The 20,802-nt window shown below is 65.7% G+C and carries 18 protein-coding genes and 1 pseudogene; 10 read left to right on the top strand and 9 right to left on the bottom strand.

What is annotated here, in order from left to right; translation table 11 throughout:
* Positions 1–322, bottom strand: a pseudogene (locus tag U5775_RS15910) (site-specific integrase); the annotation flags it as partial.
* Between the two features lie 778 nt (positions 323–1,100).
* Between U5775_RS15910 and U5775_RS15905 the strand changes: the two are divergent.
* Positions 1,101–1,385 carry a SymE family type I addiction module toxin gene (locus tag U5775_RS15905; protein WP_322059067.1) on the top strand — a complete coding sequence of 95 codons (285 nt, stop codon included), beginning with the start codon at positions 1,101–1,103 and terminating at the stop codon, positions 1,383–1,385.
* Between the two features lie 46 nt (positions 1,386–1,431).
* Here the strand turns inward: U5775_RS15905 and U5775_RS15900 are convergent, their stop codons facing one another.
* The gene (locus U5775_RS15900) at positions 1,432–1,881 is read right to left on the bottom strand and encodes an SRPBCC family protein (protein WP_322059066.1); all 450 of its coding nucleotides are present in this window, start codon (positions 1,879–1,881) and stop codon (positions 1,432–1,434) included.
* Positions 1,882–2,061: 180 nt separating this feature from the next.
* Between U5775_RS15900 and U5775_RS15895 the strand changes: the two genes are divergently transcribed.
* From U5775_RS15895 to U5775_RS15885, 3 genes are all read left to right on the top strand, one after another.
* Positions 2,062–2,355, top strand: coding sequence for a hypothetical protein (locus tag U5775_RS15895; RefSeq protein ID WP_322059065.1), 294 nt, complete (start codon positions 2,062–2,064; stop codon positions 2,353–2,355).
* A 372-nt stretch (positions 2,356–2,727) separates the two neighbouring features.
* The gene (locus U5775_RS15890) at positions 2,728–3,849 is read left to right on the top strand and encodes a porin (protein ID WP_322059064.1); all 1,122 of its coding nucleotides are present in this window, start codon (positions 2,728–2,730) and stop codon (positions 3,847–3,849) included.
* Positions 3,850–3,998: 149 nt separating this feature from the next.
* The gene (locus U5775_RS15885) at positions 3,999–4,805 is read left to right on the top strand and encodes a hypothetical protein (protein WP_322059063.1); all 807 of its coding nucleotides are present in this window, start codon (positions 3,999–4,001) and stop codon (positions 4,803–4,805) included.
* A 334-nt stretch (positions 4,806–5,139) separates the two neighbouring features.
* Here U5775_RS15885 and U5775_RS15880 read toward each other — a convergent pair whose 3' ends face one another.
* Positions 5,140–5,448, bottom strand: coding sequence for a DUF4148 domain-containing protein (locus tag U5775_RS15880; RefSeq protein WP_322059062.1), 309 nt, complete (start codon positions 5,446–5,448; stop codon positions 5,140–5,142).
* Between the two features lie 320 nt (positions 5,449–5,768).
* On the opposite strand from U5775_RS15880, the gene U5775_RS15875 reads away from it, so the two are divergent.
* The 5 genes from U5775_RS15875 to U5775_RS15855 all read left to right on the top strand — a co-directional run bounded on the left by U5775_RS15875 (position 5,769) and on the right by U5775_RS15855 (position 10,318).
* Positions 5,769–6,017: a DUF2282 domain-containing protein gene (locus tag U5775_RS15875; protein WP_322059061.1), complete on the top strand. Its 249-nt coding sequence runs from the start codon at positions 5,769–5,771 to the stop codon at positions 6,015–6,017.
* A 94-nt stretch (positions 6,018–6,111) separates the two neighbouring features.
* Positions 6,112–6,984, top strand: coding sequence for a DUF692 domain-containing protein (locus U5775_RS15870; RefSeq protein ID WP_322059060.1), 873 nt, complete (start codon positions 6,112–6,114; stop codon positions 6,982–6,984).
* Positions 6,981–7,805, top strand: coding sequence for a DNA-binding domain-containing protein (locus U5775_RS15865; RefSeq protein ID WP_322059059.1), 825 nt, complete (start codon positions 6,981–6,983; stop codon positions 7,803–7,805). Before U5775_RS15870 ends, U5775_RS15865 begins: the two co-directional genes overlap by 4 nt.
* Before the next feature lie 127 nt (positions 7,806–7,932).
* Positions 7,933–8,571, top strand: a complete 639-nt coding sequence (locus tag U5775_RS15860) for a DUF2239 family protein (protein WP_322059058.1) — start codon at positions 7,933–7,935, stop codon at positions 8,569–8,571.
* Between the two features lie 442 nt (positions 8,572–9,013).
* A complete protein-coding gene (locus U5775_RS15855) occupies positions 9,014–10,318 on the top strand; it encodes a solute carrier family 23 protein (RefSeq protein ID WP_322059057.1) in 1,305 nt (434 codons plus the stop codon).
* Between the two features lie 71 nt (positions 10,319–10,389).
* On the opposite strand, the gene U5775_RS15850 is transcribed toward U5775_RS15855, so the two are convergent.
* A complete protein-coding gene (locus tag U5775_RS15850; protein WP_322059056.1) occupies positions 10,390–12,057 on the bottom strand; it encodes a Na+/H+ antiporter in 1,668 nt (555 codons plus the stop codon).
* Positions 12,058–12,480: 423 nt separating this feature from the next.
* Here U5775_RS15850 and U5775_RS15845 point away from each other — a divergent pair, with 423 nt between their 5' ends.
* The gene (locus U5775_RS15845; RefSeq protein ID WP_322059055.1) at positions 12,481–13,758 is read left to right on the top strand and encodes an EAL domain-containing protein; all 1,278 of its coding nucleotides are present in this window, start codon (positions 12,481–12,483) and stop codon (positions 13,756–13,758) included.
* 110 nt (positions 13,759–13,868) lie between these two features.
* Here U5775_RS15845 and U5775_RS15840 read toward each other — a convergent pair whose 3' ends face one another.
* The 5 genes from U5775_RS15840 to U5775_RS15820 form a co-directional block, all read right to left on the bottom strand.
* Positions 13,869–17,495 carry an indolepyruvate ferredoxin oxidoreductase family protein gene (locus U5775_RS15840; protein ID WP_322059054.1) on the bottom strand — a complete coding sequence of 1,209 codons (3,627 nt, stop codon included), beginning with the start codon at positions 17,493–17,495 and terminating at the stop codon, positions 13,869–13,871.
* A 232-nt stretch (positions 17,496–17,727) separates the two neighbouring features.
* Entirely contained in the window at positions 17,728–18,672 is a 945-nt protein-coding gene (locus tag U5775_RS15835; protein WP_415913590.1) for an ion channel, read from the bottom strand.
* Positions 18,673–18,875: 203 nt separating this feature from the next.
* Complete coding sequence (locus tag U5775_RS15830; RefSeq protein ID WP_322059052.1) at positions 18,876–19,121, bottom strand: hypothetical protein; 246 nt, start codon at positions 19,119–19,121, stop codon at positions 18,876–18,878.
* Positions 19,122–19,353: 232 nt separating this feature from the next.
* Positions 19,354–19,575 (bottom strand): hypothetical protein, encoded by a 222-nt coding sequence (locus tag U5775_RS15825; protein ID WP_322059051.1) that lies wholly within the window; start codon positions 19,573–19,575, stop codon positions 19,354–19,356.
* A 121-nt stretch (positions 19,576–19,696) separates the two neighbouring features.
* Entirely contained in the window at positions 19,697–20,674 is a 978-nt protein-coding gene (locus U5775_RS15820) for a carbohydrate kinase (protein ID WP_322059050.1), read from the bottom strand.
* Between the last annotated feature and the right edge of the window lie 128 nt (positions 20,675–20,802).

The following is a 20,802-nucleotide window of genomic DNA, read 5'->3' as shown; positions in this document are numbered from 1 at the left end:
CGACATCCGCGCTACGGATCGTGGCTAACGGTCGTCTCGCTAGGGCAATCCCCATGTACGTCTTTAGGACGGAAATCTCCTGCGCGGCCCCTCTCTTTGACAGCGATACTTCCTGCTCATAACGTTTCAGCGCCTCATGGAGCGTTGTCGCTTCTGCCTCACTGCGGCTGACCCATACGCCGCGCGACATTTCCGATTCGATCATATTGGCCCAGGCTTCTGCCTCGGCCTTGGTGTTAAACGTTTTGCTTTGCGCTGGGTAGCCGCGTCGGCGGACCTGCGCCTCCCATTGGAACTGCCCGCGCTTGCGGATGGTTGGCATTTCTCGATTCTCGCTCGTACTGGGTGTGGCAGGATTGTGGCAAATAATCGAAAATGGCGCTACAACCATTGTATTTTCTAGGGATGTTTTTACATTCGCAATGCGAAGGTCAGGAGTTCGATCCTCCTCCGCCTAATACGGACACGCATACGTTTAAAAATTTTTTCTCGATGCGTTTGGCCTGCGCACACCGAGTCCGATGCTGTTCGGTTTTTCGTCCCTCTGATCTGATATTTAAATATCCACAAATACAAGTTATTGGCGGGGCGATTAAATAATGGCGATAGCGGAATCAGGTCTCAAAAAAATAAATAACTGACGGACTCGCGGCGCAGATGAGAATTTTTTAATAAAAAAATATCGAACTCCTAAATTGAGTAAAATCAATCGGATTTTCATGGCGCCGTGCTATTGTTGTAATTAGACTACTTGAACGGCGCGCAGCCATCGCGCGCAAGGCCCAGCAGAAACTGGTTGATGCGCTCGGCATTGGGCAGCAAACACTGGCCCATTACGAATGCGGACGTTCACGCACTCCAGTGTCCATGCTGCCTGCGCTCGCTGACCTGTTAACACTGCCGTTCGACGAACAAATGGGAAAACCCGCCGTTTACTGGGACGGCAAACATGTCGGAATGTCTGCGACTACAGCAGCAGCTCGCAGCCATGGAGCGGTTACCGAAGATCAAACAGCAGTTCATCTCACAAATGTTAGACACCGTGCTCGCACAAGCAGAGCAATAAAAGGAGTTTCAAGGCCGTAAACAAAGCGCGGGCCATGAGTGTTACCAGCACTCACAGCCCGCTAACCACAACCAACTCATCACAGGAGTTGACCATGGCTGACGCCAATCTTAATGCATTGCACGCACATCCCGTGCGTCACGTAACCATTCAGCAGTCTTGGCGTTATCGTCGCATCAACGCGCGAACTCGCACGGAACCGCCTCTATACCCTTGGATCAAGCTTGCCGGCCGATGGCTGGAACTCGCGGGTTTCGAAGCAGGGCGCCGAGTAAAAGTCGAAGTCCAACACGGAAGACTTGTTATTACACAGGACTGAAGAGAGCGACAAACAACGCCCCCGGCCATCGCCGGGGCACACATTTCTAAGCCTCCCGAATCTCCGCCTCCACCAGCGTCTTAAGCAGTGCCACCGACTCCTGCCACCCAAGATAACAAGCCTCAACCGGAATAACTTCCGGAATTCCTTCCTGCACGACATTCATCTCCGTCCCGCAAAACACAGCTCTCAGCGAAACAGTAGTCTCCATAACCCCGGGCAGATTCGAATCCTCAAAAACGCCCGTATACCGAATCCGCTCATTAGCCACGAGTTCGAGATACTCCCCACCAAACGAGTGACTAACTCCATTAGTAAAATTAGTAAAAGACATCCGATACCTCCCACCAACAACCGCATCGAGCTGATGCACGGTGCCAGTAAACCCATTCGGCGGCAGCCATTTGGCGAGTGCAGCGGCATCAAGAAACGCGCGATAAACCCTCTCAGGAGGCGCGGCGAAAACACGATGAATTCGAACAGTACCCGTAGGCATCTCCACCTCCAGAAAGTCGTAAAAGACACAGGTCAATAGAGCAATCAGCCAACCCCGATTCTAGGTGACAGCAACCCGAACCACTCCCCGCACCGCACCAAACCACCCCAGCCCAATAACCTAAACTTGACTTAATGAACCCGGGCCACCCGCCCGACCCATGCAGAGGAGTAGGCCACCATGCCCACCACCCAGCTTGAGACTCAAAAAGTCGACTACGAAGGTTTCGAGATCCACGTCAGCGCCATGCCGGCCGAGGAAGGCGGCACGCGCTATACGTACACGGCCTACGTCTGCCACCCAGGCGCGGACATCTCGCTTCCGGGCCACTCTGTCCAGTACCACCCAGACGGCGACGAGACTTTCCGCAGCGAGCGGGAGGCGGTTGAAGAAGCGGCCGGAGTAGGGCGAAGCATTATCGAGGGCACGCATCCCGACCTATCGGTGCTTTCGCTGGTAACCAGCGGCTACTAGCCGATAAAATCGCAACTAACAGCCAGCCAGCGAACCCCAACAAACCCACCAGCGACGCAGCACCCCCGCTGCGCCGCGAGCCCCTTCGCGCGCGTCAAACCAGGCGTCAAACCAGGCATCAAACCAAACCCGGCGCACCCACCCACCACCTCAAACCCCCGCATCACAAGCCTCCTGCCACATCAACCCCACCGTTGCGCATCCCCATCGCTTTCCAGCAAATCCCGTCGACTGACAAAACAAACATTGCATCCAGCCTACATTCCTTACTAATATTTCACACGTCAGCAAGGTACCCGGGCCGCGCGCGCACATAAGCACTCTCGCACACCCCCAGCCGCAAAAAACACAACTCACCGTTCAGCACCACTCATGACCAGCCCCTCGCACAAGAAGGCTGCGCTTGCCGCTGCCTGCGCCGTCACTCTCACTTGCCTGAGCGCGTCCGCGCAGGCTCAATCCAGCGTCATGCTCTATGGCGAGATCGACGCCGGCCTCGCCTACGCCAATAACGTCGGCGGCCACGCGCAATACCAGCTCACCTCGGGTCTCATCGACGGCAGCTTCTGGGGCCTTCAAGGCAGCGAGGATCTCGGCGGCGGCATGAAGGCGATCTTCACGCTCGAGCGTGGCTTCTCGCTCGCCAATGGCGAGGGGTTCAACGATCACCCGTACTTCGTCGGCCTCGAATCGGAGTCGTTCGGCACGGTCACGCTCGGCCACCAGTACGACTCGGTCCACGACTATTTCGCGCCGTTCACGCTCACGGGCGGCGCGGGCGGCACCGCGTTCGCGCATCCTTTCGACAACGACAACGCCAACAACACCTACCTCGCCGCGAACTCCATCAAGTACGCGAGCCCGAACTTCGGCGGCTTCACGTTCGGCGGCATGTACGCGTTCTCGAACGGCGCGGGCCGCTTCGCCGACAACCGCGCCTACAGCCTCGGCGCGAACTACTCGGGCGGCGCTTTCAGCGCGGGCGTCGCGTGGCTGCACAACAATGGCCGCGGCGCGAACGGCACGGGCGCGTACGAACCGTTCGCGCTGCCGGGCGCGGACGACGCGGCAAACTCGGTCATCGACACGTTCGTCGGCAAGCAGGACACCATCGGCGTGGGCGCGAGCTACGTGATCGGCGACGTGACGCTCGGTGCCGCGTGGTCGCGCGCGATCCAGACCGGTGTCGTCGATGCGGATAGCGACGCGGGGCTGCCGTCCGTCGCCTTCAGCAACTACGAGGTCAATGCGGTGTGGCAGGTCACGCCGACCGTGTCGCTCGCGGGCATGTACGTCTACACGAAGGCATCGGCGGCGCACTGGCACGAGGGCGCGGTGCAGGCGGTCTATCAGCTTTCGAAGCGCACCGACGTCTACGCCGAGACGATCTATCAGCGCGCGACGGCGGGCGCGCCCGCGGCCATCAATGCGTTCGATCCTGCGAGCGGTCGCAACCAGCTCGTGGTCGCCACGGGAATCCGCCACCGCTTCTAAAGCGCGTGGGTCGCGCGCCGGCCGCGCCGCGCGACCAGAAGGAAAGAAGGAAGGCCGGCGCGAAGCGGATCAGCGCAAAGCCGGCCAGCGCATCGCCGGATGCGCTGCTACCATCGGCCGTTCTCTCTTCATCGCCGTCTTCCGTCCCGATGCTCGCGCTCAAGCTCACCCTCGTCCCGCTCTTCCTGCTGTTCGTTTCGATGGCCGGCAAGCACTGGGGGCCGAAGGTCGCGGGCTGGCTCGCGGGCTTGCCCGTGATCGCGGGCCCCATTCTCTGGCTGCTCGTGATGCAGCACGGCGATGCGTTCGGCGCGCGCGCCGCCACGCTCTCGCTTTACGCGATCCTCGCTTCGGAATCGTTCAATTTCGCCTACGCATGGACGTGCCGCGCGCGGCCCTGGTGGTTTGCGCTCGCGGCGGGGCTGGCCGCCTGGTTCGCCGCCGCGTGCGTGTTGTCGCGCCTGCCGGTGTCGTGGCCGTGGGCGCTCGGCGTGGCGCTGGCCGCGACGCTCTTCGGCCAGACCTTCCTGCCGCGCAGCACCGTGGTCGCCGCCGGCGCGCCGCTCACGCGCACCGATCTCGCCGGCCGCATGGCGGCGGGCGCCGCGCTCACGCTGGCCGTCACGGCGATGTCCACGAGCCTCGGTCCCGTATGGAGCGGGCTATTCGCGGTGTTTCCGCTGCTCAGCAGCGTCTTGGCGGTGTCGTCGCATCGCGCGCACGGCCCGGCGTTCGTCATCGCGTTGCTGCGCGGGATGGTGCTCGGGCGCTTCGGATTCGCGGCGTTCTGTCTCGTGCTGTCGCTGGGGCTGCAACGTCAGGCGTCGACATGGGCGTTCATCGAAGCGGCCGCGGTCGCCATGCTGGTCCAGGCGACGAGCGCGCGCCTTGCGCGGCTCAAGCGCGCGGACTCCGCGCAAAGCGGTGTGTGCGCCGATACCGTTTCCACGGAGTAACCGGCGGACGGGGCGGGAAGGCGACGGAAAGCGCGAAAGGGCGGGCGTTCGTGTTGCGTGGCGCGATCCGTTAAGGCGGATGAGTGCCACGCCAGGGCCACGACGAGCGGAACAGGGGAGTGGAAAAAGGCCCGGGCAACGAGTGCCCGGGCAAGCCGCCGGATTACCGGCGGCGGAGGTTTCCAGGGGGCACCCCGCGCGTTGCGCGAAGCGACGTTCACTAACTTGTTTGCACAAAGACTAACGGGCCCGCTCTCAAGTTCCATCGAGAGCGGGCCCGTCTGGTGTTCTTTCGCAGCGCGCCGCCGGGGCGGGGCGCTGCCTCCGACCGCGATTACTGGCCGAAGTAGACCGACTTGGCGTTCGGCGTCACGCGGTTGCCGGCTTGCGTCGAGCCGTTCGTCGACGCGCCGTAGGCCGTCGCTTCAACCGTTGCGTCCTGTTGCGCGACCTTCGCTTGCGCGGCTTGCAGGTCTTCCGGGTAGTACGGGCTCGAGAGGCCCGGGCGATAGCCGGCCTTTTCGAGTTGTACGAGTTCTGCGCGCACCTGGGCGCGGGTCACCGGCTGGCTTTCTTGAGCGAACGAGAGAGCGGGGGCGGCAAGAACGGTAGCGGCAAGCGCTGCAGCAATCAGGGTCTTCATGGTTACTAACCTCCAAAATTTATCATTCAGATCGTAACAATCGCTTTGTTCGATCCGTTGATAGAACTTTATTGCAGTGCACTTCGAAGATAAATATCGAGATACGGCAAACATCATTACAAGAATGAAGATAATTGCAGCCGGAGCGGGTGGCGGCCGCCGTATCCAGTCGTTGGCCCGATTGCGCGGATGCCAATTCCGCACCCTGTGCGTTCGTGCATCCGCGTGCCCGGCGGTGAGGCAAAATAATGCGCACGAGGTCGCGCGTGACGTGGCCGTTGCGGCTCATGCATGCCGGTAAACCTTCGAGGAGATTTCCCATGAAAAACGCGCTCGGCCGTCAGGCCGTGATTGCCGCCGCGCTGGCGGGTCTTGCAGCCGCGGGTGTCGCGCACGCCGACGATACCGTGAACTGCTATGGCGTCGCCAAGGCTGGCCAGAACGATTGCGCGAGCAAGACCGGCGTGCACGATTGCGCGGGTCAGGCCAAGGTCGATCACGACAAGGGCGACTTCAAGACGATGCCGAAGGGCACCTGCGAAAAGCTCGGCGGCACGCCGGAAAAATAAGTCGCAACAAGAGAAGCGAAATGAGCAGCGAAATGCGTGGCGCGGCAAGGCTCGGCGCGATCTGCGCCGCGAGCGCACTCGCGGCACATGCACGATGATGCAAGCGCCCGCGCATACGCCGAGTCCGGCACAAGGCGTCGGCATCGGCTTGCGTCACGCGCACTATGGTGCATTCATGGACGCGCCGCCGCCGGTCGGCTGGGTCGAGGTGCACAGCGAAAACTATTTCGGCGACGGCGGCTACGACCTGCACGTGCTCGAAACGGTGCGCCGCGATCTGCCGGTGAGCTTGCACGGCGTGGGCCTCGGGCTGGGCTCGGCGGCGCCGCTCGATGAAGCGCATCTCGCGCGTCTGAAGCGGCTGGTCGAGCGCATCGAGCCCGCGCTCGTCTCCGAACATCTTTGCTGGGGCGCGACGCCCCATGCAGCACTTCACGATCTTTTGCCGATGCCGCTCACGCAGGCGTCGCTCGATCATCTAGGCGCTCGCGTCGCGCAGATGCAGGACACGCTGCGCCAGCGCGTGCTGATCGAAAACGTCTCCACGTACGTGCGTTTTCGCGGTGATGCCTACGGCGAGACGGCCTTTCTCGCGGAGCTCGCGCGCCGCACGGGCTGCGGCGTGCTGCTCGACGTGAACAATCTCTACGTGAACCAGTGCAATCACGGCGAGGGCGCGCTCGCGGCCATGGCCGCGTTGCCACGCGAGGCGGTGGGCGAACTGCACCTCGCGGGGCATCGCGTGACGGCGGCGGCGGTGATCGACGATCACGGCTCGCGCGTCGCGCCTGAAGTCTGGGCGCTTTACGAGGCCGCGCTACGCCGCTTCGGCGCGGTGCCCACGCTGATCGAATGGGACACCGCCGTGCCGCCGCTCGATGTACTCCTCGACGAAGCGCGGCTCGCGCGCGAGTGCATGACGCGCATTGCACGCGATTCCCGCGCGGGTGTGCAGGTGCACACATGAGTGCCGGTGAATCGCTCGCGTCGCTGCAGGAGGCCTTCGCCGCAATGCTCTACGACCCCTCCACCGATATCGCGCTTGCCGGCCACCTTCTGCCCGCGGCTCCCAACGCGGCCTTGCAAGAGCGTTTGGGTCTCTATCGCGGCAACGTGCGTGCGTCACGGCGCGCCGCGCTTGCGAGCGCGTATCCGGTGCTCGCGGCGCTCGTGGGCGATGCGTACTTCGACGCGCTCGCGCTCGCCTATGCGCGCGCCCATCCTTCGCGCGACGCCGATCTGAATCGCTTCGGCGCGGCGCTGCCGGCCTTCATCGAACGCTACGAGACCGACGCGCGCTATGCGTATTTCGGCGACGTCGCGCGTCTCGAATGGGCGCTGCACGTCGCAGCCTTCGCCGCCGATGCGGAGCCGCTCACCCCGGCGCAGTGGCAAGCAATCGGCGCGGAGCGTCTCTTGTCGGCGCGGCTTGCCGTGCATCCGGCCTGTGCCGCGCTGGCCTCGCGCTATGCGGCGCTCGCGATCTGGTGCGCGCATCAGCACGCCGACACCAAAGCCGACGATAAAAACCACGACGACAAAAGCCGCAACGCCTGGCCCGAACACATCGATACGCCTTGTTGGACGCTCGTCGTGCGTCCGCGCTGGCGTCCCGCAGCGCTTGCGCACACACAGGCCGCCCACGAGGCATTCGTGGCGTTGCAACGCGGCGCGACGCTCGACGAAGCGCTCGAATGCGCGTTCGCCATCGACGAGGCTTTCGACTTCGCGAGCCAATGGCGCATGTGGATCGAGGCGGGCGCGATCGTCGGCCTGCGTGACGGATGACGCGTTCCCACGCCGCTCAAGCCGCAATGCCACCAACCTGAGCGCAATCAAATTTCACCCGGATAATATTGCGCGTCAAAATTTACCCGGGTAATATTTGCGTCATGATTCGACATAGGAGCCAATCATGGCAGCGATCCAAGGACCCGCGCCCCAAGGCACGGGCGTTACCGCTTTTTCAGGCACGCGGCTGATCGCGCGCGGCGCGCCGCTCGACGTGGCGCTGGCGGTGAAGGCGGCATTGGAAGGCGGCGAGACCGCCTCGGTGCTGATATTCGACGACCGCGACGCAAGACCGGTGGAATTCGATTTGCGCGGCCGGCCCGCCGACGTGGCCGCGCGCGTCGCCGCCGATGCGGCATGGGAAGCACGTGCCGAAGATAGCGAACCCGCGCAGCCAGATGAGCCCGGCGAAGAAACGCCGCGCGGCCGGGGCCGCCCCAGGCTCGGCGTGGTGGCGCGCGAGGTGACGCTGCTGCCGCGCCATTGGGATTGGCTGGCGGCGCAGCCGGGCGGCGCATCGGTCGTGCTGCGACGGCTCGTGGATCATGCTCGTCATGCGAGCGAGGCGAAGGACCGCGTGCGGGCGTCGCGAGAGGCGGTGCACCGGTTCATGACGGCGCTGGCGGGCAATCTGCCCGGCTATGAGGAGGCGCTGCGTGCACTGTACGCCGGCGAGCGTGCGCGCTTCGAAGCATGGAGCGTGGACTGGCCCGAGGGCGTGCGCGATTACGTGCGGGAACTGGCGCAGGGCGCATTTGCTTGAGGCCGCAACCAGCCGGCGCGGCTTCGTCATGAGGCGCGCCGGCTGCCGCCGGCAGGAGGCCACAAAAATACCCGGGCAAAAAAAAGCCGCTCAGGCCACAGGGGCATGAGCGGGAAGTCGGAGAGTTTACATTTACAACCTCTGCGTGAACTGTCATGGGGTCACGCAGTAAATGAAGTCTAACGCCGGGGTCTCTCCGCCGATATAGGAGTAGTCCGAAACGCATGTCCGGCGTGGCTTTGCGCGCTGCGGCCTCCATGCGTTCCGCATGCGCGGCGCGCTGTTTCGTCTGGTCCACAGCCGCACGTCCGCCTTGCCACGTCGTTTGCGGCTCCGTACACTCGCGCGTGATTTCTCCCCTCAAAAAGACAAAACCAGACCACGCCGGCAGCCAACGCAGTCACCGGTGCAGACGGTCAACCCCGGCACAAGAGGAGCCCCCATGTCCGATTCGTACTTCCCCCGCTGGCGCGCGCAGGCGAGCACCGCGAAGAGTGTCGTCGCGCCCGACGAGCGCCTGCCCTGGCCGCAGATGGTCGCGATGGGCGTCCAGCACGTCGTCGCCATGTTCGGCTCGACGGTGCTCGCGCCGCTGCTCATGGGCTTCGATCCGAACCTGTGCATTTTCATGTCGGGCATCGGCACGCTGCTGTTCTTCCTCGTCGTCGGCGGACGCGTGCCGAGCTATCTCGGCTCGAGCTTCGCGTTCATCGGCCTCGTGATCGCGGTCACGGGCTATGGCGGCCATGGGCCGAACACGAACATCCCGGTTGCGCTCGGCGGCATCATCGCGTGCGGCGTGGTCTACGCGCTGATCGGCGTGCTCGTCTCGGTCATCGGCACGGCGTGGATCGAGACGCTCATGCCGCCCGTCGTGACCGGCGCGATCGTGGCCGTGATCGGCCTGAATCTCGCGCCCATCGCCGTGAAGGGCGTGAGCGCCTCGCAGTTCGATTCGTGGATGGCGCTAGTCACCATCCTCTGCGTGGGCGGCGTGGCCGTCTTCACGCGCGGCATGCTCCAGCGTCTCCTGATTCTCGTGGGGCTCGCCATCGCCTACGCGATCTATGCGATCGTGACCAACGGCATGGGCCTCGGCAAGCCGATCGACTTCGCGATCGTCGCGAACGCCGCCTGGTTCGGCCTGCCGAAGTTCAGCGCGCCCGTGTTCGATCCGCACGCGATGACGATGCTCGTGCCCATCGCCGTGATCCTCGTCGCCGAAAATCTCGGCCACATCAAGGCCGTCTCCGCGATGACCGGCCATAACCTCGACCGCTACGTGGGCCGCGCGTTCATCGGCGACGGACTGGCCACGATCGTTTCGGGCTTCTCGGGCGGCACGGGCGTGACGACCTATGCCGAGAACATCGGCGTGATGGCCGTCACCAGGATCTATTCGACGCTCGTGTTCGTGATCGCCGCGCTCATCGCGCTCGTGCTCGGTTTCTCGCCGAAGTTCGGCGCCGTGATCCAGACGATTCCAGGGCCAGTGCTCGGCGGCGTGTCCATCGTCGTGTTCGGCCTCATTGCCGTGACGGGCGCGCGCATCTGGGTCGTGAACAAGGTCGACTTCTCGGACAACCGCAACCTGATCGTGGCCGCCGTCACGCTCGTGCTCGGCGCGGGCGACTTCTCGCTCAAGCTCGGCAATTTCGGGCTCGGCGGCATTGGCACTGCGACCTTTGGCGCGATCATCCTCTATGCGCTGCTGCGCAAGAAGCCGGCGCAGGAAGCGGCGGTTTGAGGCGGGTTTAAGGCACGGTTTAAGGCCGGTCGCCGGTCGATCAAGGCGCGGCGCCTTCGCTCCATCGACGCCTATCCCCGATTCCGCCCGCGCGTCGTCATCGCCGTCTCTGAAAGATCCACTTCACGCATGAGCTTCGCGAGCGTTTCGTCGTTGATCGTCTGCCGGTTGCGCAGATCGAGCAGCGTCGCGCGTTCGGCGCGCATGGCCGCGAGGCGCATCTGCAATTCGAGCGCTTCCGCCTGTCGCGCGTGCTTGGCGCGGTCGCGGTCGGCGTCGAGCGTCGCGAGGCGCCGGCGGTAAGTGTCCATCACGCGCGCCGTGACGTCGGCGGCGTAGGCGGCCTGCGATTCGTCCATGTCCTCGGTCGCCTTCTCGTGCAGCGCATCCACGGCGCGAATCGCGGCCTGCGCGGCTTGCGTGCGCGCCGCGCGCTCCTCGGCGGCATGCGCCGGATGCGCGCCGCGCTTCACGCCGCGCAGCAGCAGAGGCAGCCCGACGATCGCCACCAGCAGCGACGCGAGAATCACCCCCGAGGCGATGAAAATGGCGCTGTCGCGGCCCGGCAGCGGCGCGCCGCTCTCGAGCGCCACGGGCAGCGAGAGCACGCCCGCGAGCGTGACCGCGCCGCGCACGCCGGCCACGGTCGTGATCGCCACGGTGCGCAGGCCCGGCACCGCGTTGGCCACGCCGTGACGCGCGGCGCCGCGGCTCGCCACCCAGCGCAGCAGCCACACCCAGCCGAAGCGCATCGCATAGAGCGCCACTAGCACCGCGGCGATATAGCCGAGCAGACGCAGCATCTGCACGTTGCTCGTGTGATGCGCGTCGAGCAGCGCCTTGCCGAGAATGCCCGGGAACTGCAGGCCGAGCAGCGTGAACACCATGCCGTTGAAGACGAATTCGATCATCGACCAGGTGCTGCTCGTGCGCACGCGCGAGGACACCGGGCCCATGTGCGCTACGCTCGTGTAGTTCATCATCATCCCCGCGGCTACGGCGGCGAGCACGCCCGAGACTTCGAGATGCTCGGCGAAGAGGTACGCGGCGAACGGAATCAGCAGGGTCATCACGACGCCGGGCGCGGGGTCGCCCTCGTCGGTCACGCCGAGAAAGCGCGACGACGCGAAGCTGAACAGCCAGCCGATCGCCGCGCCCACGGCGAGCCCGCCCGCCGCGATCACGAAGAAGCTGAGCGTGGCGGCGCGCAGCGAGAAGTAGCCCGTGAGCGCAGCGGCCACGGCGAACTTGAGCGCGACGAGGCCCGACGCGTCGTTCATCAGCGCCTCGCCTTCGAGGATGTGCATGAGCTGCGCGGGAATCTTGTCCTTGCCGGCGATGGCGGAGAGCGCCACGGCGTCGGTGGGCGAGAGCACGGCGGCGAGCGCGAAGGCCACCGGCAGCGAGATCTGCGGCACGAGCCAGTGCACGAAATAGCCCACAGCCACCACGGTGAGCAGCACGAGGCCGAGCGCGAGCATCAGGATCGCGCGGCGCTGCATGAAGAATTCGCGCTTGGGGATGCGCCAGCCGTCCGCGAACAGCAGCGGCGGAATGAACAGCGCCATGAAGATGTCGGGATCGAACGTCACGTGCGGATTGATGCGCGGAAACGTGAGCAACGCGCCGATGGCGATCTGCACGAGCGGCAGGGGCAGCTTGACGGGCAACAGGCGCACGATGATGCCCGAAAGCGCCACGGCAAGGAGCAGAATGAGAACGGTGAAAATGGTTTCCATCGATGGGGTAAGGCGGGGGCGCGGTGCGTCCCTTTAATGCGGAAGCGTTGCGAACGGATGCTGAAGTGCCTGGCGAGGCAGGCGGCGGCTGGCGGACAGTGTAGCCCGAGGGCGGCCTGGGCGCCGCGAAGCCGGCAGCGGCGGCGCATGCCCGGATAAAGCGCGCCTCGTCATGCAGGAGCAGAAGCGGGCGGGCCTCATGCACGAATTTGGTGCGTCCGCGTGGGCCTCGGTGGGCTTCAGTGAGCCCTATGCCCGCAGACCGCGCATGGGCGCGGGCGATGGGGCGCGCTTCGATGCGTGCCGGGTCGCGGCGGGACGTGGCGCGCGTGCGCACGGACCTTGCTTGATGGCCACCGGAGGCGCAACGCAGGGACCGCCGGCACGCGAGCCGCGGCGATCAACTTGCGCGAAGAGGAAAGCATGATTACAGAGCAACAGGACAGGGCGGCCACCGCGCCGCACGGCTTCGATCTGAGCGTCGCGTCGGGGCTAGAGCGCTATAGCGCACAACATGGCGAGCTCACGCTCACGAGCGTGTTCCAGCCGGTATTCAGCCTCTCGCACATGCGCGCGATCGGCTATGAAGGTTTCCTGCGCGCGCACGACGCGCTCGACCGGCCCATCTCGCCGCTCGACGTATTCGGCCAGGCCGCGCGCGTGGGCGAGGTGCTCCAGGTGGACCGGCTCGCACAGGCGCTGCATCTGGAGAACTTCGCGTTGCTGGGCGCCGAGCGCGAATGGCTTTTTCTCAACGTGCATCCGGGCACGCTGATCGAGCCGTATCACGCGGCGGCGCTGCTGGCGAATCTGGGGCGACTCGACTTGCCGCCGCGACGCGTCGTGCTCGAAGTGCTCGAAGCCGAGGCCACCGATCTCGACGCGCTCGCGCACGCGGTGGCCGAGTTTCGCGAGCGCGGCTTTCTCGTCGCGCTCGACGACTTCGGCGCGGGCCATGTCGACATCGGCCGCGTATGGCAGCTCAATCCCGACATCGTGAAGCTCGATCGCATCATGCTGCTGCACGCCGCGCATCGCGCCGACATGGCCGCGACGCTGCCCGCGCTCGTCGCGCTGTTGCACGAGGCCGGCAAGCTGGTGCTGATCGAGGGCGTGGAGACGGAGCAGGAGGCGCAGCTCGCGCTCTCGTGCAATGCCGACTTCGTGCAGGGCTTTTTCTTCGCGCGGCCCGCGCCCGGTCTCACCGACGCGGCGCACGCGCAAGCCGTGATCGCCGAGGCCACGGAGCGCTATCGTCAGCAGACCGAAACACGCGAGCGCGGCACCGCGAGCCGTCTTGCGCCCTATGTGCGCGCGTTCGAGCGCGCGGCGGAGCGGCTTGGCGCGGGGGAAGCGCTTGAAGAGGTGTGCTGGAATTTCCTGGCGCTCGATCATGCGGCGCGCTGCTTTTTGCTCGACGCGAACGGGCGGCAGGCGGGGCGCAACGTGGTGCTGCGCGTGGATCGCGCCGAGCACGACGCGCGCTTCTTGCCGCTCGACGACGCGCAAGGCGCGAACTGGCTGCGCCGGCCGTACTTCCGCGCGGCGCTGGTGGCGCCGGGGCGCGTGCATGCGAGTCCTCCGTATCTGTCGATCAACGAGGCGATGCCCTGCGTGACGCTCTCGATGGCGGTGCAGGTGGGCGATCGCCTGTGCGTGCTGTGTGGCGACGTGGACTGGCTGGCGGAGGAACTGGCCTGAGCGCGAGGCGAGCGAGCCGGCTGGTTGGACGAAAAAACTCGACGAAAAAAACGGCGCAAGTGTCGTGAGGCACTCGCGCCGTTCGTTCGCCTTGCATCTCAATGCACGGCTTATTTGGCGACCACCACCGGAATCCCGCGCAATGCGCCTGCGCCCTTGAATGAGGCCAACGCATCATTAACAGCCGCGCTCGTCTTCACGTCGATATTCAGGCGCGCGGCGAGTTCGCGCTCGCTGCGCTTGACCGAGGCGAGATTCGCGAGCTTCACGTGGCCATAGCCGCGTACGCGCTGATGCAGGCTCGCGAACTTCACGAGATCGGCGGCCTTCTCGGCGGTGACGCCCGCGAGCGCGCCGCGCAGCGTCGCTTCGTAGTCGTTGGCGAGGGCGCGTTCCATGCGGCGCTCGAGCGTCTTGCCGAACGGATCGAGCCACGTGCCGCGCACGCTACGGCCTTTCTTCAGGAGTCCGAACGCGCCCCAGAGCCACTGCCCAAACTGCATCTTGCGAGGATGCTGGCCGTTTTTCTCACGAGCGATGAGCGGAGGCGCGAGATTGAACTTCACCGTGAAGTCGCTGCCTGCCTTGCCTTCGAACTGCGCTTCGAGCGCGGCGCGGAAGGCCGGATCGGCGTGCAGGCGCGCCACTTCATATTCGTCCTTCACCGCGAGCAGTCGATAGAACGTGTTCGCGACGGCGCGCGCGAGCGCTTGATCGGCGGATTTATCGGCGCCGCGTGCTGAATCGACCAGCGCGCGGTAACGCTTCACGTAGCCCGCGCCACCGTAGTCGAGAAGGCGCTGCTCGCGGTCGGCGATCAGTTCGTCGAGCGTTTGCGTGAGCTTGCGCACCGTGGCTTTTGCTGCCGCCGCGCGTTGCGTATCCAGTGCTTCGAGCGCGGCTTTATCCGCGGCAGCGAGACGACCGATCGAGAACGCGAACAGATTCGCCTGCACGGCCACGTTGTTCAATTCGATCGCACGCGTGAGCGCCGCGAGCGAAACGGGCACGAGGCCGAGCTGCCACGCGAAGCCGAGCATCACGATGTTCGCGCCGATCGTGTCTCCCAGATAGCGTTGCGCGAGTGCCTGTGCATCGCAGACCGAAAGCGGATCTTGCGCAGGCGTCGCGCCGTTGGTCGCCGCATGACGCATCTTTGCGAGCAGCGCGTCGGCGTGCAGATTCGCGTCGGGGTTCTGCACGAACGCCGCGTTCGGAATCTCGTGCGTGTTCACGACGATGCGCGTGCGGTCGTGGCGCACGGTCTGCAGCGCGTCGGCGCTCGCGCCCACCACCATGTCGCAGGCGAGCAGCAGATCGGCCTGCTGGGTGTCGATGCGCACCTGGTTGAGCAGCGCATCGGTCGCCGCAAAACGCACGAACGAGAGCACCGAGCCGCCCTTCTGCGCGAAGCCCATGAAATCGAGCACCGATGCGCTCTTGCCTTCCAGATGCGCGGCCATGCTGATGAGCGCGCCCACCGTCACCACGCCGGTGCCGCCCACGCCGGTCACGAGGATGTCGTAGGGCGCGTTGTCCAGATGCGTGGCCGGAACCGGCAGCGCACTCACGCGCGCGGCCAGCGTCTCTGGATCGAACGCGGCGCCCGCGGCCTTCTTGAGCTTGCCGCCTTCGATGGTCACGAAGCTCGGGCAGAAGCCGTTCACGCACGAATAGTCCTTGTTGCACGACGACTGATCGATGCGTCGCTTGCGGCCCAGCTCCGTTTCCACGGGCTCGACCGAGAGGCAGTTCGATTGCACGCCACAGTCGCCGCAGCCTTCGCAGACTTCCTCGTTGATGAACAGACGCTTGTCCGGGTCGGGAAATTCGCCCTTCTTGCGGCGGCGGCGCTTTTCGGCGGCGCAGGTCTGGTCGTAGATCAGCACGGTCACGCCCGGCGTTTCGCGCAATTCGCGCTGCACGGTGTCGAGCTCGCTGCGATGGTGGAACGTCGTGCCCTTCGGGAACAGGCCGTGATGGCCGTTATATTTCTCGGGCTCGTCGCTCACTACCACGAAGCGCGAGACGCCTTCGGCCTCCACCTGGCGCGCGATCTGCGGCACCGAGATGCTGCCGTCCACGGGCTGGCCGCCCGTCATCGCCACGGCGTCGTTGTAGAGGATCTTGTAGGTGATGTTGGCCTTCGCGGCCACGGCCTGGCGAATCGCAAGGATACCTGAATGAAAGTAGGTTCCATCGCCGAGATTCTGGAACACGTGGCGCGTATTCGTGAACATCGAATGCGCGGCCCAGTCCACGCCTTCGCCGCCCATCTGGATCAGGCCCGTGGTGTCGCGCTCCATCCACGACGCCATGAAGTGACAGCCGATCCCCGCTTGCGCGATCGAGCCTTCGGGCACCTTCGTCGAGGTATTGTGCGGGCAGCCCGAGCAGAAGTAGGGCGTGCGCTTCACCGCATCGGCGACGTTCGAGAGGATCTGCGGCGCAACGAGGTCGACCACGCGCTCGCGGCGGTCGAGCGCGGGTTTGTGCTTCGCGAGCCACGCGGCGAACACGGGCAGGATGCGCGAGGGGCGCAGCTCGCCGAGCTCGGAGAGCAGCAGCGTGCCGTCCTCGCCGTGCTTGCCGACGATGGTCGGGCGCGCGCCCTCCTTGCGGTTGTAGAGATGGTCCTTGATCTGCTGCTCGATCACGGGGCCTTTCTCCTCGATCACGAGCACGTCGGTGAGGCCGGAGACGAAGGCGTCGAGGCGCGACATCTCCAGCGGGAACGAGAGCCCCACCTTGTAGATGCGCACGCCCGCGCGATCGAGATCGTCGATGGTGAGATCGAGGCGGCGCAGCGTCTCCATGAGATCCAGATGCGCCTTGCCGCAGGTCACGATGCCCACGTTCGCATGCGGGCTCGGCGCGATCCATTTGTCGATGCTGTTCGCCCGCGCGAACAGGCGCACGGCGTCGAGCTTGGCCGCGAGGCGCTGCTCGATCGCGAGGCTCGGCAGATCGGGCCAGCGGTTGTGCAGGCCGCCCGGCGGCGGCGTGAGGCCCGCGGTTGCCATGTCGGGCGCTTGCCAGTCTGTCTTCAGCGCGTCGAGATCGACGGTCGAGCCCGATTCCACCGTCTCCGAAATCGCCTTGTAGCCGACCCATGCGCCCGAGTAGCGCGAGAGCGCCCAGCCGTAGAGGCCGAATTCGAGCATGTCGGCGATGTTCGACGGATTCACGATGGGCATGTGCCACGCCATCATCGCGAAGTCGCTCTGATGCGGCATCGACGACGACACGCAGCCGTGATCGTCGCCCGCCACCACGAGCACGCCGCCGTGCGGCGACGAGCCATAGGCGTTGCCGTGCTTGAGCGCGTCGCCGGCGCGATCGACGCCGGGGCCCTTGCCGTACCACATCGCGAACACGCCTTCGACGGTGCGCTCGGGGTCGGCTTCCACGCGCTGAGTGCCGAGCACGGCCGTGCCGCCCAGCTCCTCGTTGATGGCGGGCAGGAAGCGCACGTCGGCGGCTTCGAGCAGCTTCTTTGCCTTCCAGGCCTGCTGGTCGACCATGCCGAGCGGCGAGCCGCGATAGCCGCTGATGAAGCCCGCCGTGTTCAGCCCGAGCGCGCGGTCGAGCGCGCGCTGCATCAGCGGCAGGCGGATCAGCGCCTGGGTGCCGGTGAGGAAGATGCGGCCGCGCGTGGCGGTGAGGTTGTCGGTGAGCTTGTAATCGGCGAGAGGGGGCGTGGCGGGCGTATCGCCGAACGCGGGGCGCGCGGTCATGGGGAGTCTCCATTTATTGCTGTCGTACGCCCTTTGTGGAGGGCGGCGAAGAAGACTCTATTTTTTCGCGCCAATGACGGAAATATTTTGCTAACTGACCGGGTGCGGGTGCGATTCGCGCGACAGGCTGCCCGCCGGGGGCGAATTTTGAGAAGGATTTCCCTGACAGGTTTTGAGGGCGCGTTGGGGGCACGTTTGGGGCGCTTTGGGGGCACCCGCCGGCCGGCTGGATTCAGATTACGTGCGGGCCGTACGGCTGCGAGTCGTCGAACGCCACGACGTCGTGAAAGTGGGCGTAGTCCATGACGCTCACGCCGTCCACGTCGCTCATCAGGTCGACGTAGCGGTGCTGCCAGCGGATCTGCGCGTCGGACCAGATGTGGCGGGCCTGCATGGTCTGCGCGGTCGACTCGTCCGACCCCTCGATCACGACGTGCAGCGCCGCGTGCTGGCTCGCGAGCAATTCGGCCGTGGCGCCAAACAGCGGACTCGACTCGTCGATGATGTGCATGAGGTTCCAGCCGAGCGTGAAGAGCGGGTGCTCCGAGCGCACGAGCTTGAGGTCGTAGATGCGCCGCGCGGTGTAGCCGTCCGAGGAGGTCTCGACGCGGATCAGGCGCAGCTTCGCCTGGGCTTCGGCGATCACGTTCTGGCGCGCATTGGCGGCGCGCACCATCAGCGTCATGTGGCCTTCGATCGGATGCACGACCATCTGGCGCGCGAACAGGATCTTCGCGCGCGGGCGCGAGAAGCGTGCGAACACGAGCCCCGTGGCCAACGCGACGCTCGACATGCCCACGAAGATTTCGAGCGTGGCGACGAGGTGCGCATAGAGGGTTTGCGGATGCATGTCGCCGTAGCCGACCGTCGCGAGCGTTTCGACGCTGAAGAAGAACGCGCCGAGGAAGCCGTGCGGGAACTGGTTGGCGATGGGCGCCGTGCCGAGCTGATAGAGGCACGCGAAGATGCCGTTGAGCAGCATGAAGACCCCGGCGAGCGAGGCGAAGAACGTGGGCCAGCGCATCGTCAGCGCGAAGTGGTAGAAGTCGCGCCAGGTCTGCACGGGCATGCCATAGACGAGAATCTGCCGCGAGCCGAATGCCAGCTTGCGCGGACTGCCTTGATGGACTTCGGGCTCGGGCGCGCGGGGGGCGGCGGTGGTTGCCGCGGCGGACATGGCGGGCATCGCGGCGGGGCCGCTGGCATTTCCGGATGCGTTGCGCTCCGGCGTTTCGGGTGTCATGGCGATGCCTTCTTCGGGAGCCGAAATGAGGAGGCAAGCGTAGCAATCCCGCGAAGGCCGGACAAGCGCTCACGCGCGCGGCGGCCCTGCGCGCGGTCAAGTGAGCGTTCGGATGCGGGCGCGGTGGCCCGCGCGAGTCACGGAAATGCGCGCGGCTTCGGAATGCCGGCGCCGTGCTCGATGTCGGCGATGGCTTGACGGCGCGCCGCGTCGACGGCCTCGGAGGGCGCCTGGAAGCCCGCGTTGCCGCCGATCGTGACCCACGGCTGCACGGCCTTGTCGCGGTGCGTGATCTGATATTCGGCGTCCCAGCGCGCGCCCTGCAGTTCGAGCGGATGCACGTGGATGGCGTAGACGCCATAGAGAAAGAGCTGTTCGGCCATGGTCATCTCCTGTCGAACGCACCGGGTGCCGCGTTGGCGCCTGGTGGGTGCCTGGCTGGCGCCGGGTGCGCTCCCATGCACAGCTTGCCTGCGGAGCCCGTTACCGGTATGCACAGGCTCCGGGTGAAACCCGTTCGTGCGCGAGCGCCGGCCCGTTGCGAGGGCCCCCGCAGAGGCGCGTGGAGGACGGGGTCTCCGCTCCGCGCTTGCCTCGTTCTTGCACCTTCAGACTTTAGAGTTCGAGCTCGCCAAGGAGGCGATGCGCGAGCGCCTTGGCCTCTTCCAGAGCTTCTTCCGGCGTGCCCGAGGCGCTGTCCACTTCGTAGATCGCGTTCTCGAGTTCCTCGCCGTCGTCGCGCGCCAGGGAGACCAGGCCCTGATAGAGGCCAGCGTTCATGGGCCGCACGGAGGCGACTGCTGTGTAGATCCCCTTGGTGTAGGTGACGTCTTCCATAGCGGGCTCCTCGTGGAAGGAAATTCCATGCTAGCACGTTGACCGGGCGCCTGCGGGGCACGCATATGACGCCGGCGCGGCGCTTTCATGTCAGCCGTGCGCCGCGCATCGGGCGCCAGCGCTAGTCCGCGAGCAGGGCGACGACTTCGTCGAGCGTGGGCGAATGCGCGCCGGGCCGGCGGCACGCCGCGGCGCCGGCCGCGAGCGCGAACGCCAGATGCTGGCGCCAGTCGCGCCTGGGCGCGCTCATCAGGCTGAACAGCAATCCGCCGATGGAGGCGTCGCCCGCACCGACCGTATCGGCCACTTCGACGCGCGGCGGGGCCGCCTCGATCACGGCGTCGCCGGCATAGAGCGTCGCGGGCTGCGCGCCGCGCGTGACGAGCAGCGTCGCGGCGGGGTTCAGCTCGCGCATGGCGGCAATGGCCTGCGCTTCGGTCTTGTCGGCGAACAGCATGCGCAGGTCTTCGTCGGAGACCTTGATGAGGTCGGCGAGCGCGGCCATGCGGTGCAGGATCGGCGCATAGCCGTGCGCCATCAGGTTGCGGTAGTTCGGGTCGAAGCTGATCTTCACGCCGGCCGCGCGCAACTCCGCGGCGAGCGTCGCGAGCGTTTCGCCGAGCGGCTGACGCACGAGGCTGATGCAGCCGAAGTGCGCCCACTTCGCATGCGCGCGCCAGCCTTCGGGCAGCTTGGCGGGATCGAAGGCGAGGTCGGCGCTGTTCTCGCCGATGAAGTAATACGCGGGCGGATGCGTCTGATGCACGATCGCGAGCAGCGGCGCGCGCGCGACGCGCTGCATGAAGCGCATGTCGAGGCCGGCGGCGACGCTCGCGTTCCAGAGCTCGTCGGAGAAGTTGTCGGTGCCGAGCGAGCCCACGCATGCCGTGGGCAGGCCGAGGCGCGCCACCGCGCGCGCCACGTTCCAGCCCGCGCCGCCAGGGTGCGCGCGCCAGTGCGAATCCATGCCTGGCGCGCCCGGCGCGTGCGCCACGCCTTCGGGCGCGGGGCCGCGCACGAGATCGGTGAGGATGTCGCCCGCCGAGATGAACGCGGGGAAGCCGGACGAGAAGTCGGGGCCAGTGCTGCAGGTGCTCATCGCTTGTTCCTTCGCCTGTTGCTGCGCTGTTGCGTCGATCGCTGTTGCGTCGATGTTGCTACGCGGTTGCGTTGCTGTTGCGTCGATTTTGCATCGCCATTGCGTTGCCGTTGCGTCGCTTTTGCCGC

The sequence above is a fragment of the Paraburkholderia sp. J63 genome (assembly GCF_905220245.1).
Lineage (GTDB): Bacteria > Pseudomonadota > Gammaproteobacteria > Burkholderiales > Burkholderiaceae > Paraburkholderia.
Note: the sequence above shows the minus strand (reverse complement) of the source record. Positions and strands in the feature narration are given on the sequence as shown.